The organism is Pseudomonas sp. FW305-3-2-15-C-LB1 (assembly GCF_058787615.1).
Genome location: NZ_JBYSZX010000005.1, coordinates 285,942 through 301,021, shown reverse-complemented (window position 1 = coordinate 301,021; position 15,080 = coordinate 285,942). Strand labels below are relative to the sequence as shown.

Genomic DNA, 15,080 nt, shown 5'->3' with positions numbered 1-15,080 from the left:
GCGAAAAGGGCGGTTTGATGGGCTGGATTTAAATTTAAGCTATTAATTTATATAGGCTTTGCCAGGATGTAGATTTTTTGACGATGACCAAGTCAGCGACTTCTTCACCATCTGTGAACCTCGGCGGTTTCAAGGGGGGATGGACGTGTCCTGCGTCCGCAGGAAGTCGAAGAGCTGCACGCTCAACGGGGCGTGTAGTAGATCGCGTCCAGAAGCGCTGCGCGTCCCAACCAGATTTCTGCGTCAGCCGCATTGCTCGGCTGCGGATGTCTCCACCACGGATCACCGTGCATCGGCTCAATGATGCGCTGCCAGTAGTTCTCCAGGTTCGTTGTGCTCGGGCTGACACCGAAGTTTTCGCACAAGTCCTTCCGGTTGGCCGAATCGATGCACACGAATGCGTCAGGCCGCTTCATCGCCAAGAGCCTAGTCGCGGTCGGTAGTCCGCCGACTCGCCCGTCCTGATCGAAGGCTGCTCTGAACGCTTTGCAGTAGCGGTCGTAGTCGCCCTGCGTGACCGCGCCCATCAACGGGATGAAATCGAGGGCGTGGGAGAGATCTGTGGGCGCTTCGATGACCAGGTTCGCGAACGTCCCACTTGCGCCCATGCTCCCGAAAAGCCCGTAGTCCACGCCTGGCTGCTGAGACTTCTTGCGCCCGAGAGTGCCGGCGACCAGCTTGCGGTCGTCCTCGTTCCACTTCGCGTAGGGTATGCCAGTCGCAAAAAGGGCGCGAGCCTTTGTCAGAACGCCCAAGCGCTCCTTAAACAGGTGCGCAGACGGGTGTGATGAGCTTCGGACCTGCACGAGGTAGTCCGCCCAGCTCATGTCATGTGGCGCGCGCTTGGTATTCGGCTTAGAAGGTGGCCGAACGTCAGCGAATTTGATCAGTTCCTGTCGCGCAGCCGTCTTAGCTGCGTACTGGTGACGGTACCGAAAGAGGAACTCGTGAGAGATGTCCTCCGCCCCCTTCCACGCTTCTGCGATGAAGCGACTGAGCTCTACCAGCACTGCATCGTCGAGCGAGCCATCAAGCAGCACGCTCGCCTCGACGTTTCGGCTCATCGCCGCCTTCGTGAGATTTGGGCTCCCGACCACGCAGCGTATGCGTTGCCCGTTACGAAACAGGTAGACCTTCGGGTGGAACAGGTCGCCCGTAGGAGGAACGACGGCTGCGGCCGCTAGTGCTGCTGCCCGCTCAAGCACCTCGGGCTGCGTCTGGAACATATGAGTGCCGACAACGAAGTGCTCGAACTTCGAGCTGTCTTTCATCGCTGCCTCGAAGACCGCGTTCTCGGTCGCCCAGGCTACTGCCCATTGCATCGAGTCGCAGTTCTCAACCAGTGCTATGAGTGTCGACTGCGTCTGCGAAGCCGACAGGAACTTCACATCCATCTCTGCTTTCCCTCGTGTTTCTACTTAACTAAGTCCGGTACGCTTCTGGGAGCGTCAGGAGAGGCGGACTGCTCGTGCAGCGACCGGCATGTAGAGCCATCGCTCGCTCACGGGCTTGCCGGTCGCGTTGAGAAGGGCATGACCATAGGACTCGAGCTGCGGGCCGTGCTCCGCCACCAGGTCCTGGTCTCTGGCTGAGCCACCGGGGTTCGACTTGTGGTCCATGAGAATCCAACTATCTGGCAGTTCAACCAGCAAGTCGATGCGGCCCCGGATACGAGTGCCGTTAGGGCCATTGGCTTCGATGGGCACTTCGACGTAAACGGGACAGTCAGGCCAGCGCTTGGCTACCCAAGCTTGGAACGCTGAGGTCTGGGTGCACACGGCATCCTTATCTACAGAATCAGCCACGGCCCAGATCTTCAGGATGCGCTCGACGTCAGGGGGAGAAATACCGCCAAGCACGCCGGCGCGTGCGATGCACAGGTGGAGCGCAGTGCCCAGCGATGCCATGTCGGGCTTGCCTGCCAGACTTAGCCGAACTCCGACGGCGTCGGTCTCGACAACTGTGAATGTACCGCCCGAAGCAGAACTCGGTCGGTGCCACAAAGGTTCGGCCTGCACGCGCGGACGAGCTGTAAACCAGTGGCAGGCCTCGGGGGCTGTGGAAGGTGGCTCCGCTGAGCACTCATCCTTGCTCCAGGACTTCGATAGTCTGGAGAGCTGCTTGCCTTCGGGTGTCGTTACGATTTCTGAGTCACCGAACAACAGCTCGGCTGCGCCTTGAATCTCGCCAACCCAGGCGCGGCCCGATCCTGATTTACGCACGAAAGATAGTGCTACGTTTATGTCACGTGCGCGGGTCAGGCCCACGTATAGAAGACGCTTGTTCTCCGCCAATGCCTCTGCCTGCATGGCTTGGCCAGTTACGCTGGCTTCGGCATTGAGTGCGGCCTGGGGCTGGGACCGCTTGCCCCAGCTCTTTAACCAGCAGTGGACGAAGCGGTTGGCGAGTGGCTGCTGCGGGTCGAAGCCTCCAACTGTCCTCGCGCGCACGCCCCAAAGCGAAGTACGTGCTATCGCATCGAGGCTTGTCAGCACGACAACTGGCCACTCCAGTCCCTTTGCCCCGTGATAAGTGAGAACCGAGACTGCGTTGCCTGCAGAAGTAGCCCGATTATCATCCTCTTGACTAGCGAGTTCATCCAGCCAACGAAGCATGCCACTTACCGTCGCTGGCCGCTTCGCGGCGACGCACTCGTCCTCGAAAGTCTTTCCGAGCTCAACCAGTGCCTCGACGTTTGACATCCGGTTGCGGCTCTCATGGGGGGAGGTGGACCATTGGCCGGCCAGTCTTGCTACTTGGGACTCAGCAGCGGCAAGTCGTAGCACCTCCAGTGGCGTCAAAGCCGTTAGCGTCGGGCGCAGTTTTTCCAATCGGGCGATCAGTTCATGAGCGCTATCGCCCGTCGTCAGCCACTCGTATGGCTTGGCCTCATCCGTGGCGAGGTGCTGCAGCCTGTCTGCAAGCCAGGTTTCGATCGGAGTGCTGTCGGCCAGTGTTATAACCAGCGCCGTGGCGACAGTGTCGGTTGGGTCGTTCATACGCCTCAGACAGGCCATGACATAGATGGCTTCGGCAGTCCCCAACAAGCCGGAGCGTGGGCTGGCTGACGGGATGCCCCAGCGGGTGAGTGACGTGACGGCAAATTCGACCTGGTCGTTGTAGCGACACAACACTCCAATATCGCCGGCCTGAATCGGGCGGAGCCCCTTGGTGTCCTTGTCTTCGACCTTGGTCCCGGATTCCAACAGCTCGCGGATGGCCTGACCAAGACATAGGTAATCCGAGTCGTTTCGACTGCTCTCGAAGTTCCAGTTCAATAGCGCAGGCTGGTCCGGAATGTCCTTGCGCAGTGACTGCAACCGAACCTGCTCGGGCGTCAGCTCGGGCTCAAATGCAGAGTTGAATAGACCGTTGGTGAGCGAGACCAGGCTTTCGTTGGAGCGTCTGGAAGTGTCCAGGGCCTTCCCTACGATTCCGCCCCAGTCCTTGATGGCATTGAGAACGCCGGAAATGAGGCTTGCGTCAGTACCGCGGAAGCCGTAGATAGCCTGTTTGGGGTCGCCGACCCACACCGACTTCTTAGCTAGCTTGGCCAGCTCGATGAAAAGCGCCAGTTGGAGCGGGCTGGTGTCCTGGAACTCATCAATCATGATCAGATCCAGTTCTGCAGCCAAGACTTCACGGACAGCTGGCTTTGTCCTCAACGCACGTAGCAGCAACACCTCTTGGTCGCTGAAGTCGACGGCACCCAGCGCCTTCTTAGCCTGCTCATATGCATTGAGAACGTCGGCGGCTAGGTTGAAGACGTGGTCAAGGTACTGGCGGACCTCGGCATGAAAAGCCGGGTGAGACTCATGGGCCTGCGCTGCGGATTTGACTGGTGCTACGATATCTCTGACTTTGGCGCCGGCGTCGAACCCGGCTGCACCGATCCAGTCTGGCCAGCTCCAGCGGCCTTCACGGAAGAGTCGATCCAGCTTCTGGAGTCCCTCTAGGCCTTTTAATAGGTTGTCTGCAACTTTGACATCGGCAGCTTGCTGCTGTTCTACGTATGCCGCCACTCCCCTGTACGCTTCGGCCAGCGCAGTCGCCAATGCTTCGGTCGGATCCACCCCCGTAGCCGGAGTAGGCCAATTCGTGAGCATCGCGTCTGCATTCTGGGAACCCATCACTCGAAGTTCATCCGGCCCGATATCGTTGTCGAGCGCGGCCTTAACGACAGCCTCAACAGTCTTGGACCAGTCCGCCTGCTCGATACCGAACCGCTCTGTGAGCCGAACCAGTTCCGTTTGAGCGTCGGCTTCCATCGACTCTGCAAGTGTAGCTTTGAGCAGTCTCTTGGATTGACCTTCGCCCAATACAGTCTGATCGGGAGAAAGCCCCAGCTCAAAGCAGAACCGCTTGAGCATCTGGCCGCAAACGCTATTGACGGTGCCCAAGCGGGCCTGGCCAATAGCTGTGGCCAGGTCGATACGTCCCTTTTCAAGCAGCCAGGAGCGAGCGCGTTCACGCAGCTCGGTAGCGGCCTTCACGGTGAAGGTCGTGGCCAAGATGGCGTGAGGGCGGGCTGTGCCCGACTCTAGGGCTTGGGCGAGTGTTTCAGTCAGCTTGTAGGTCTTGCCACTGCCGGCGCCCGCACTGATGAATTCGATGTTGTTCATCATTTCCAGCCTCCCAGCAAGATAAGGTGGTCTCGGTCCCATTTGCTTGGACCTTTGACCGGAAGGGTTCCCTCAGGGCCCTGGAACTCGTCGCTCGGATCTTCCGGAACGACTTCGATGGTCCCTTCATCCAGTTGTTCCTTGCGCCATTTCCACGTAGCGCGCGCGCGGTCTAGTATGCTGGAGACGGTTGCGCCGTCCGGCGGTCTTCTAACCTGCGCTTTTGGGAAAATGTCGGCAGCGCTGATGTACAGTCCGCCGCTTTCTAGGATGAAGTAGCCAAGCGCAGCGGGTGCGACACCGCTTGTTTGCTCTATAAGGCTGGAGTAGAGGGCCAACTGTAGGTGTTCACCAGAGCGAAGCAGCCCGGCGTAGTAGGTATCGCCTCTCCATTTTATGTCCACGGCGACAGTTCGCTTGTCACCAAGCGTGACCAAGAGGTCAATTTTGCCGATCAGCGGGACTGCTCCCAAGGTTCCTCTGAGCTCCACCTCCGTCTGAACCTGAACGGCACCAGCGAGCCTGAGGTGATCGAGGAGACTGCAGATGGCTAGTTCGCAAACCTTCCGGAAGTGCTGCTGCGTTACTCCTGCGCCCTGCATGAGTAGTACAGCGCCTTCAGTCAGCAAGAGCGAGTCTGCTTCGGCGCGGAACCACGCAAGGGCATCGGAGTTTGACAAACTCAAGGCATCGTTGTGCGCGAAGAGTTTCTCGAGTACACGATGAGCGAGGATACCCAGCAAGCGGTTGTCCTCATCCACCGCCAGGACGGAGGTCGGATCCAGCTTCGCCACTCGTTTCAGAACGAATAGGGCTGCGTCATTGAAGAGTTCGTTGAGCGTAGTGAACGACTGTAAAGCGTCGCCGAGCTGCACGGGATGAGGGAGTTGGATGTGTCGTGGAGTAGCTGGCAGCGACTTAGGTGCAAGCACCTCAGCGGTTACCCCGAGAAGTGTGGAGTCGAGTGCAATGTCCAGGTCAAGCGAAGCGGACTCGATATCCGGTACGAGCTTCTTAAGAAGCTGGCGAATCGGATGTACTTCTGTACCGGGGGGAGGGTAGACAATGATGAATCTTTTTCTCGCAGCAAGTAGTGGCCGCAGCCACTTCAGTGCTAACGATACAAGCTCACGCGCCGGGTCTCGCAACTGCACACCTAATTGAGTAAGAGCGTTCACCTCGGCAGGAGACCAAGGCAGAGGCGAGGGCAGGGCAGGCGTAGATGGCATCCACCAGATCACCTCATCAGCTGCTTCGATGCACGCGGCTGCGGTGCTGGTCGAGCGCATGCAACCGACATGGGAAACCGCTGCGGGGTTGGTTGCCCCTGCGGGCGTGGCGTGGGCGACCAACTGCTCGACTTGCCGAGGCAGCACCGTGGCCAACCCTTGCCGAGCCAGCTCGATCAATGCTTCATGGACGGCCGCACATTGGCTATGCGCCGCCGTAAAGCTCGCCGCATCAGCGGATTCACCTGAGAGGCGAAGCCGCATAGCCTCCTTCATCCGGGCGACGCGAGCAATCAGTGCATCGACCGGCACTCCATCGGTGCGTGACCAGCGCTCTGACTCCAGCCAGAAGGTAATTTCATCTGCTACTTTCTGGGCATCGTTACCCGCTGCGATCTTGGCCTTAGCCGCCGTCCAGGCTTCGCTCCCAATTCCAGGCTGCTTGGCGACAGCACGAGCGAGCCTGCCTCTCGCAGGACGACTGAATGGGCCAACTGGGTGCGTCAGGAAATCCAGCAGTCGGTTCATGTCTATTGGTTCCCAGCACATTTCCAAGGCAAGGATTAGTGCCTGTAGGGCTGGGCGGAGCTGACTAGGGCGTTCGAACCCGCAGTTGACCCCGCCGGTCGCGGACAGCGACACATCTAGCGAGTCGCCGGCCTCCTCAGCCAGGATCAGCCGGTCGCCGGGCTGGTGCGAGTGTTGTGCGCTCAACCAGTGTTCGGCGGTCGTGGCCGCGAGAGCGTGCACCAGCAAGACACTCCCGTCGGTTTGCACGGTCAGATTGCCCGCGGAGCCTCCAGCCACAACGGCTAGGGCTTGCTCTTGCAACGCACGGAGTTGGCCTTCCCCCTGTGGCTCGGGAAGTCGGACTTCGACCGCTGGCAGGCGCTCGAGCACCTGCCGCCAGAGAAGCGGGAAGTCCTCGGGCGGGTCAACCAGGTGAACTGACTTGATGGGGCCGGGGCCGGACGCACTCAGAGCCTGTATCACCAGGTGCAAGCGCTCGGCCTCTCCGGGCGGCAGCGTTTCGAGAGCTGCCTTTTCAATGGCGGCAAGCTCCTGGATTCGCGAAGCATGCTCTGGATTAGCGCTGCCGTCCCAACCGCCAAGCCGCCACTCATCACGCCAGGCCAGGAGGCGCGCAGCCGTACCAATACTGTCGGCCTTCAGGGACTCACTGTAAAAGCGCGAGTTGTTGTCATGGGCGCGCAGCAGGCCAGAGTAGATGGTCACGCGTCTGGCCTTGGACGCTTCTGGCGCGCTTAGACCAAGGTAGGTCTCCAGCAGGGACAGGAATCCGAGGCGGCCCACTATCGGGGTGTTGAAGAAGTTCGTCGGGGACGGACCCTGACGGGTATCCAAGAAAAGGCCAAAAGTGATGTGCATGCTAAGGTTGACTTCCTTGACGACAATCCAATGCAGGCGTCCTATTGCATCTTGTTCCCCTGCTCCTAGTCGACAAGACTAACCGAAAGCAACCATTCACGTACGACGGAAAATTGCTGAGAGCGGCTGCCAGACCTGGACTGCCTGTCTGTCAGATATCGCAGCAAGGCAAACAAGGAACTGCGCCTACTGAATTTTTGCTCTTTACCGTTAGCAGCCTTTGTCCAACTAGAGGTCTGGTAAAGCCTGCTGGCCCCCTGGAGTGAGCAGCCGACTTTTGGCAGCGTTTTGAAAAGCGTCGGGGTAATACCTGAATTCAGCTTGGCGACTTACACTTGAGATATTAATTGCACAGGAGGTATCACTCGGTTGCTCACGCACTTGGGCAGAGGAGAGCATCTCATCGGCCTACCTTCACACCGCGGTGTGTGGGAACAACAACGGGTGACTTTTCTAGAAGGGAACTGTTGGACTTCAGGCTGGGGGCATCCTTTTCAAACCATCCAAAGCATGCCCTCAGATGTGCCCCCAATGTGGCAATCCAGTGCAAGTGAATGAAGCTCCGTGGTCCGTGAAATGGCAAAAATGATCAGAAGAGCTGTCTGTCCTACGAGGCCTAAAGGCTCTCAGGCAAGCCAAAGAACATTTTGACATGGCTCTAGGACGGTTATTTCAGGTCGAAAAAAAGAGTTGTGCCCCTATTTTTGCCCCCACTTGCAACGGCTGTGCTAGCGATCGTGAATGGCGATTCCTGATAAACACCAGTGTGGCTTTGCCTGGCTTTCAGTGTACTCCCTGAAGTCAGTATTTAATCTTTCTTGTGACAGTCCTCAGCCTGCCTCGGCGTTGCGTTGCAGTATTTTTTTGCTGCAATGCAATGCGTCGGCAGCAGCCTTCCATCTGCGTGCAATCGCTTTGTTTCTTGTTTCGGATGTGTACCAGGATCATGCTATAGATAAATTCTGCTCAAATTGTGAGATCGCTGTGGAAGTGTCGCTCGATGGAATGAGCTTGGTTGAATCAATTGCACGAGACCTCTCTGCGCCCGGCATGACCCCTGTGCTTGCGATCGAGTGTGCTCTCGAAGCACATCTGCATGAGCGATTCGCAGGAGCTTTCTCGGACATCCTGGTTAAGCCGCCCAGGGTCAAATTCCACGCGATGTACTTCAAGCAACGGTACGCTTCGCTGCCAGTCCTTCTTGGTAGTGAATACGAGACTTGGTGTGTTGCCGCTAGCATAGAACTGATCCAGTTACCAAAATCTTACTGACCCAGGCTCCTACCGGGTAAACCATTATCAGCTTTAGATATTTACTGATTGATGCTTGGACAGTGTGGGATCGGCAGCTGGGTCAATTCGGCGCCAGCCGTAACAGTGAAACAACCCCGACCGCGCAGAAACACCTGTTTTGTGAGGTGGGTTGATAAATAAGTTGGGCAGGGCGACCCGCTATGCAGTCGCCCGCTCATAACGCTGTAATGTTCCTCGCAGCGTCTCGAGCAACTTATGGCGTAGTTCCACAGGTTGCTCGACCACCAGTCCATCGCCCTGCGATAGCATCCACCAGTTCAGCTGCCAGCTGTCACTGACTGTCGCAGTCAGGCGGTACCCACCTTCGCAGGCCTCTAGCGCCATGTCTTCTGCCAAGGGTGTTTCCCGCAGCAGGCGGGCGAGGCTTTCGCTGACCCATGCCTGAAAACTGATCTTCTGCGGGCCACCGAATTGCAAGGCATCGCTGGCAAGGTACTGGGGAAGGTCGAACTGAGCCGCGCCTTCGCAGGCAGCCGGCAAGATCTCGACGTTGAGAAACCGATGCACTGCGTACTGGCGCAGGTCCGAATAATGATCGGCGGTACCGATCAGATAGGTGGCTACCCCACGTTGCACCAGAGCCAGAGGGTTCAGCGTCAGTTCACTGGTCTTGTTGCCATGGGCGGAGTAGTAGCGGCAAGCAATCTGACGCTCTTCGAGAAGGGCCAGTTGAATCGTCTCGAGAATCTCCGCCGAGATGCTCGGTGCCTGCAGGTTGAGCTCTGGGCGAACACTGGCAACCTTGCTCATCCAGCGCGCCGCCAGGTTTTCATCGGCCATGTTCTCGAGCTTCATGCGCGCATGCTGGAAGCGGCCTTGCAGTGCCTTGAGCATTCCGTTGGGTAGCAGCGGGCGAATGGTGTCTTCGATGAGTGTCAGGCTCAACGCTTCACTGACGCTCATACCGGGCAGGTCGATGCTTGCCCCTGGGGCCCAGTGCCAGCCGAACGGTTTGCCTCGGTCATTGCACGTCAGCGGGAACACGCGCGACAGTTCGATCAGGTCGCGTTCGACGGTACGTTTGGTAATGCGATAGCCCGTATCCCGCATTTTTTCGAGCAATTCACCGCTGGTGATGCCGGGGCCCTTGGTGGGTAGCTTGTGTAGCAGTTCCCATTGCCGGCTGATGGTGTCGCGGGAGCTGATTTGTGGCAATTGCGAAGCTTCCTTGTCAAAGCCTGGGCGGCGGCATGCTACCCGGATGGGTAGGCCTTGGCCGCCTCCGGGCAGCAGATCTTTCAGGTAGGCAAACAAGTAATGCGCCTGCAGCGCCAGGCACAAGATGCCCCGCCGCAGGGTGGGGCTATCGAGGGGCGTCAGCCTTGGAAAACATGCTTGATCAGGAATGCTTCCAGGTTGTCGTCCAGGGTACGGACGACACCACCGTTGGGGGTGGCCCACAGCACGACCCGCTGACTGCGGTTGTCGTACAGGTAATATTGGCCGTCTCCCAGCTCCAGCAGCGGTACCGCAGTAGTTGGGTAGCTGGCGTCCGATGCCAGGTCCTTGTAGGCATTGAGTGCGTGCAGGAAGTAGTCTTCCGGCACGCCGAGGCCATAGGTTTCGTAGGCGTCATGGGCAATCACGCCGAAGCGCTCCAGGTACTCCCGGTACTCGTTGGCGAGTTCAAACCCCAGGTTCGATTCGAGCGTATCGATGTTTGCCTTGGTAGCAGGCCGGGTAGCTGCCTGTTGTTCTGCAACCAGTTTTTCCAGTGTTTTCATGTAGGCACTCGCTTACCGTTGGCTCTCGATCTGTTCGGCTCGCGCCTTCCAGTATTCCTTGCGTTCCTTGTCGAAATCGTCCCGTGCGATTTCCGACTCTTTCAGCTTATTGTGCAGCACATTGTCATTGCCATTGCCCCTGTGTTCATCGCGCGTGAGCTCGGCCAGGGGAGAGTCCTGCTTTTGCCCAATATGGTGCAACTCGATCGGCCTGCCCTGCGCATCGAGCGGGGCGAGGCCCAGCTTCATGCGCTCTAGGTTGGTGCGGCCGAATGCATCTTTCTGATCGTAATCGATATCGGTGCGGATCAATGCATCCTTGCCGTTTACCTGAGCCGGCTCTAGGTTGGCTTCTTCGTAGATACGCGCTTCGGCCTCGCTGTTGATGACGTCCAGCAATTCCTTGGGGAAACCGAGCTTCTCCAGCCGTTCACGGGTTTCGTCACCCATGCCAGGCAGCTCGAGGCGGTTTTCCTGGGTCAGCACGATCGGCCGATCCAGCTGTGCGATGATCAGGCATTTGTCGGGTGTTTCCCTGGCGAGCAGGGCGAGGCGGGAGGGGCCGTCAGCCTTCTCGATGGCAAAGTTCTCGAAGTTCACCGGACGCTTCCTTTTTCATGGTGCGCGTGCCACATCGCGTAAATGTCGAGGTGGCTTTCGTGCTGCAGGCTGTAGTCTTTCATCAGGCATTGCTGAGCGGCGAGGGCCAGCTCGGCTGAAAGGCCGTTGGCACTCTGTTCGAGCAGCCCGTCGAGCAATTGGTCCAGGTGCGTGTAGTCATTGGCCTCCTGGATGATCTGGTTGACCTGGCGGCGGCAATTCAGCGTATCCACCACCAAGCGCGCCAGGCGCTCGAAGGCTTCCGTTCGCCAGATGCCTGGTGCCTGCTGGTTACGGTACTGTGTGACGATCTGCAAAAGGTTGATGCGGGTGCGAGCAGGCAATGGCAGTGCGCACAGGCCCTGCTGCAGAAGGTCGCAGTCAATCTGGGCAGGCGTAACCACGCGCTGGCTGAGCAGCAGTTTCAGCAGTTGGCCGTTGAAGTCACTGCGTGCGATGCCCGCCGTAGCTTGCGGCTGGTATTGGTAGGGCGCTTCCTCGCCTTTGAACTTGCGCACCTGGCACATTACGGGTTCGAGCCAGTCATTCTGATAGACGATGGCTACACCCTTAGGGAGCCGGGCGATCTCGTCCAGTTGCTCGTCATCCAGCGCCACGGACTTACCGATCAGGCGGCGATCGGTTTCATCGGGCAGGCGCATGATGATCTTGGTGTTGGTGTTGCGAATCGCGGCAATGTCCACGGCATGGGGTGATTGGTCTGCGATGATGAAACCTTCACCATAGGTGCGCATTTCGGCAATGGCATTGGTCAGCATTTCTACAGACTTGGCCATCAGCCCCGCACCTTCGGCGCCGCCTTCCGGGCTGCGTTTGAGGATGTTGTGGGCTTCTTCGAGCACCGTGACGTGGCGCAGGGGCTGGTTCATGCCGCCGTGGGCCATGCGGTGCTCGCTCAGGCGCATCACCAGGATACCCATGATCAGCGCCTTGGTTTCCGAAGAACCGATGCGGCTGAGGTCGACGATCACATTGCTGTCGAACAGTACGTCGTTGTCGATTTCGTCGGCCACGAACAGTTGGCCATTGAGGCCGTTGGTTAGTGACCGAATCCGGGTCGACAGTGAGCCGATGTAGTTGCCTTTGAGCTCCTGGGAATAGGCCGACGCCTCGATCACTTCCTGTAGCGTTTCCAGCAGGTCGACGAAGGTGGGGAATATTTCCTCGTTGTAGCGGTTGCTCGAGCTTTCCAGGTCCCAGCCGCAGCGCAGGTAGGCTTGCAGGATTGCGTCCTTGAGCACTGCGGGCATGGCTGCGTACATCGGCCAGCAGACGTTGAAGATCTCCACCAGGCGGTCGACATGCTCGAGCACGTGGATCGCTGCCGGAAAGCGGAACGGGTTGATTCGCAACAAGGCGCTGTGCGCCGGGTGGGTGCCGAGCACAGTCACGTCGCTGCGATGGCCGAACACATGTTTGTATTCGCCCTTGGCGGGTTCGATGACAAGGAATGGCACGCCAGCGGCGCTGACCTGGTCGAGCATTTCGTAGAGCGTGTTGCTCTTGCCTGCACCTGTGGAACCGCTGATGAACACGTGGCTGGACAGCTGGTCCATGTCCAGCTCGATGGTCTGCGGCAGGTTTTCCCACAGGTGACGGATGTTGCCCAAGGACAGCTGTCTGGCGCCTGGGCGCCGCGTGGTCTGGCCGTCCAGGCGCTGCACCTTGCGCCCGAATGCCTGGGTTTCGACGACCGACACGGTTGAAGTGGAGCGCCGTGGCAGGCTCAGCTGGATTGCCATTTCCTTGCCGGAAATCAGCGTAGCAGGGGTCACGAACGGCACCGGCACGCGGCTGGCGAACGCAGGTTTGAGTTCGGGATGGCTGAGGCGCGTGAGCCATTCCAGCACCGCAGACTTGTTGCTCGACGTCCAGGTGGTGAGCGCAAAGTCTTCGTGGCTGGATTTGCTGCCGCGTACCAGGCCCAGGAAGATACTTGCCAGCGATTCGGACGAGGCGCTGCTGTCGCCGATGAAGTAGGCAGCAGAATTCCAGCCGCCGTAGGTCTTGGCTTCGTCGATACGTTGCAGATGGTGATCAATCCTGCCCAGCAGCTGCTCGATGGTCTTGTCTACCGATTCGATCGACAACTGCCGGTTGCTACCGCTGGTGCGGTTGACCGATTGGCTGTCGGTCGTGCTGCTGGTGTGGGTTGTCGACTGTGTACGGGCAGAAGACTCACTCCAGGACGTGCCATTGCTTTCGCTGGTGCCTCTGGTAGCCGAATGGCTAGTACCTGTGCTGCGTGTTTCATTGAATGCAGCGGCGATGCCTGACCCAACCTGAGCACCGACCACCGCGCCCACCGGGCCCAGGAACGACCCGGCAAGCGCGCCGATGGCGCTACCGGCAATGGCGGCTGCCTTCGAGGCTTCGGTTTGCGAACTGAAGCTTTCAGTGGTGCCGTTGGTCTCGCTGGTGGAGGTACCGGTCGTATGGCTGGTGCCGCGAGTTTCGGTAAGGCCAAGGCTGTGGCCAAGGGAGGTGCTCAGGCCTTGGCTGATACTCAGGCCAATGCTGTCGCTGTCTTGCTCGCCATAGGAAAGCTGCTGTTTTGCCAGCGGCGAAAGTTGGGTCGCCACCTGTTCGTAGCCGATACGGATGGTATCCAGTTTCTGCGAAGAAACGGGTTCGGCCAGGATCAGTGCCTGGTATTCGCGCCGCTCTGCTGCGTCGATGAAGCGCTCCAGCCCCTGCATGAAGTGGTCGCGGTTTTCAGTCGACAATGCAGGTACGCCCGTGACAGCGGTAATGCTGGCAGATGGGTTGCTTTTCTCGTTTTCGAGCTTGTCGAGCAGCGCATTGGCGTCCTGGACGCTCAGCGGTTGCAGCGCACTACCCGGGAAGTGGCCTTTGAAGGTCTCGCGCAGCAACTCGCCGGAGTTGTGGCCGAGCATCTTGCCGGGTTCGCCACGGGTGCCAATGAACAGTTCAGTCTCGATGCCATTGGAGCGCAGGAACAGGAACACCGTATAGCCAGCGGCGCCCAGTGCTGTGTAGGCCGCAGTGGTGCTTTCCAGCACCGACTGCTTGTTGTCCTGGACGATGCGCTCGACGCGGAATATCCGCAGGTCGCTGGCGCGGTTCAGGCTGATGCGCTGGTTTGAAGCGATGACCGGGTACTGCTCCAGTTCGCTCAGGTAGCTACGGTTGATCAGCGCACGCCCAGCGGCCAGGGTGAGCGTGGCGTTCTGCTGGATCTCGCGGATTGCCAGCGGGGTCAGGGTCGAGGTTGCCATGGCGTTATTTCACCAGCGCAACCAGGAAGACCACCAGCGCAGCCAGGGCGCCGCCGACAAGCAAAGCGGCTTTGAAGACTGGGTTGCGGTCGTTGTCTGCGGCACGGGGTTGCGATTGGTGGCTTTGGTGAGCCTGGTGCGACTGTTGTGACCGGGAGTTCTGCGGTTGGGGGCGGTGCGAAGCGGGTGCGGCTTGGTCTGCGTTGGCTCTGGCGCTGGCACGTGGTTTCGGTTGCACGGGCGCGAAGCCCTCTACGCCTTGATGGCGCAACAAATCACGTACTTCGATCAGGTGCAGGAAGCGTTCCTGGGCGTAGTTGGTCTTGAGGTACACAACCTGCAGCTCATAGTACTCGCTCGTCCACAGCTTCTGGTCAGACTCCATCGCGCGCGCGAAGGACTTCTCAGAATAAGCTTCCAGAAGCGCTGGAACCTGCTTGGCCGCCCAGGCCAATGCAGCACGAAGGTCGGCAGAGGTCAGGCGATTGTCATCCAGTTCCATGCGCAGCGCGGTCCGGATGGTGAGCAGCTCGCCTTCCTGTACGAACTTCCTGAGGTTGGAGGAGGGCTCATAGTTCGACTGCACGTTGACGTCACTCTCGGCTTGCGGTTTTGGAGGCGTTTGCGTAGGCACAAAACCTTTCACCCCGGTTTTGCGCAGGTGCTCGCGAACGGCAAGCAAGTGCTCAATGCGCTCCCGGGCGAAGTTCTGCTGAGTGAGCCACATTTGACGAGTCAGGTAGTCTGCACTCCAGCTCACGGGGTCGGGGTCAAGGGCATTTTTCCCAACCCCTGGCTCGAAGGCCACCAGCAGCTCCGGAGACTGTTTCTCGGCGCGATCCAGAAGGTCATTGAGCAGGGCGGTGCTGGCATTAGGGTCCTTGATTGACAGCAGATAACTCTTCCTGGCTTCGGCAAGCATATCGGTGGTCATGGTGGGGC

Annotated in this window: 9 protein-coding genes; 1 reads left to right on the top strand and 8 read right to left on the bottom strand. The window is 58.9% G+C overall.

The genetic code is table 11. The features are described 5' to 3' along the window. Positions 1-182: 182 nt before the first annotated feature. From AC3WP7_RS12895 to AC3WP7_RS12885, 3 genes are read right to left on the bottom strand one after another with little or no spacing between them, the layout of a single operon-like run. Positions 183-1,394: a phospholipase D family protein gene (locus AC3WP7_RS12895; protein WP_102592359.1), complete on the bottom strand. Its 1,212-nt coding sequence runs from the start codon at positions 1,392-1,394 to the stop codon at positions 183-185. A 54-nt stretch (positions 1,395-1,448) separates the two neighbouring features. Beyond that, positions 1,449-4,625: a UvrD-helicase domain-containing protein gene (locus tag AC3WP7_RS12890; protein ID WP_158243788.1), complete on the bottom strand. Its 3,177-nt coding sequence runs from the start codon at positions 4,623-4,625 to the stop codon at positions 1,449-1,451. Beyond that, the gene (locus tag AC3WP7_RS12885; protein WP_102592357.1) at positions 4,622-7,240 is read right to left on the bottom strand and encodes a PD-(D/E)XK nuclease family protein; all 2,619 of its coding nucleotides are present in this window, start codon (positions 7,238-7,240) and stop codon (positions 4,622-4,624) included. Before AC3WP7_RS12885 ends, AC3WP7_RS12890 begins: the two co-directional genes overlap by 4 nt. 741 nt (positions 7,241-7,981) lie before the next feature. On the opposite strand from AC3WP7_RS12885, the gene AC3WP7_RS12880 reads away from it, so the two are divergent. Next, complete coding sequence (locus tag AC3WP7_RS12880; protein ID WP_146012697.1) at positions 7,982-8,512, top strand: hypothetical protein; 531 nt, start codon at positions 7,982-7,984, stop codon at positions 8,510-8,512. Positions 8,513-8,692: 180 nt separating this feature from the next. Here AC3WP7_RS12880 and AC3WP7_RS12875 read toward each other — a convergent pair whose 3' ends face one another. From AC3WP7_RS12875 to AC3WP7_RS12855, 5 genes are all read right to left on the bottom strand, one after another. After that, positions 8,693-9,709, bottom strand: coding sequence for a helix-turn-helix transcriptional regulator (locus AC3WP7_RS12875; protein WP_102592387.1), 1,017 nt, complete (start codon positions 9,707-9,709; stop codon positions 8,693-8,695). Between the two features lie 161 nt (positions 9,710-9,870). Then, positions 9,871-10,278, bottom strand: coding sequence for an SMI1/KNR4 family protein (locus AC3WP7_RS12870; RefSeq protein WP_102592355.1), 408 nt, complete (start codon positions 10,276-10,278; stop codon positions 9,871-9,873). Between the two features lie 12 nt (positions 10,279-10,290). Beyond that, the gene (locus tag AC3WP7_RS12865) at positions 10,291-10,878 is read right to left on the bottom strand and encodes an HNH/ENDO VII family nuclease (protein ID WP_102592354.1); all 588 of its coding nucleotides are present in this window, start codon (positions 10,876-10,878) and stop codon (positions 10,291-10,293) included. Next, positions 10,875-14,138 carry an ATP-binding protein gene (locus AC3WP7_RS12860; protein ID WP_102592353.1) on the bottom strand — a complete coding sequence of 1,088 codons (3,264 nt, stop codon included), beginning with the start codon at positions 14,136-14,138 and terminating at the stop codon, positions 10,875-10,877. Before AC3WP7_RS12860 ends, AC3WP7_RS12865 begins: the two co-directional genes overlap by 4 nt. Before the next feature lie 4 nt (positions 14,139-14,142). Further along, positions 14,143-15,072, bottom strand: a complete 930-nt coding sequence (locus AC3WP7_RS12855) for a hypothetical protein (protein WP_256579939.1) — start codon at positions 15,070-15,072, stop codon at positions 14,143-14,145. Positions 15,073-15,080: the final 8 nt, after the last annotated feature.

Excerpts from the sequence above, each read along its gene's own strand:
- AC3WP7_RS12895 (WP_102592359.1), bottom strand. The coding sequence starts at position 1,394 with ATGGATGTGAAGTTCCTGTCGGCTTCGCAGACGCAGTCGACACTCATA.
- AC3WP7_RS12890 (WP_158243788.1), bottom strand. The coding sequence starts at position 4,625 with ATGATGAACAACATCGAATTCATCAGTGCGGGCGCCGGCAGTGGCAAG.
- AC3WP7_RS12885 (WP_102592357.1), bottom strand. The coding sequence starts at position 7,240 with ATGCACATCACTTTTGGCCTTTTCTTGGATACCCGTCAGGGTCCGTCC.
- AC3WP7_RS12880 (WP_146012697.1), top strand. The coding sequence starts at position 7,982 with ATGGCGATTCCTGATAAACACCAGTGTGGCTTTGCCTGGCTTTCAGTG.
- AC3WP7_RS12870 (WP_102592355.1), bottom strand. The coding sequence starts at position 10,278 with ATGAAAACACTGGAAAAACTGGTTGCAGAACAACAGGCAGCTACCCGG.
- AC3WP7_RS12860 (WP_102592353.1), bottom strand. The coding sequence starts at position 14,138 with ATGGCAACCTCGACCCTGACCCCGCTGGCAATCCGCGAGATCCAGCAG.
- AC3WP7_RS12855 (WP_256579939.1), bottom strand. The coding sequence starts at position 15,072 with ATGACCACCGATATGCTTGCCGAAGCCAGGAAGAGTTATCTGCTGTCA.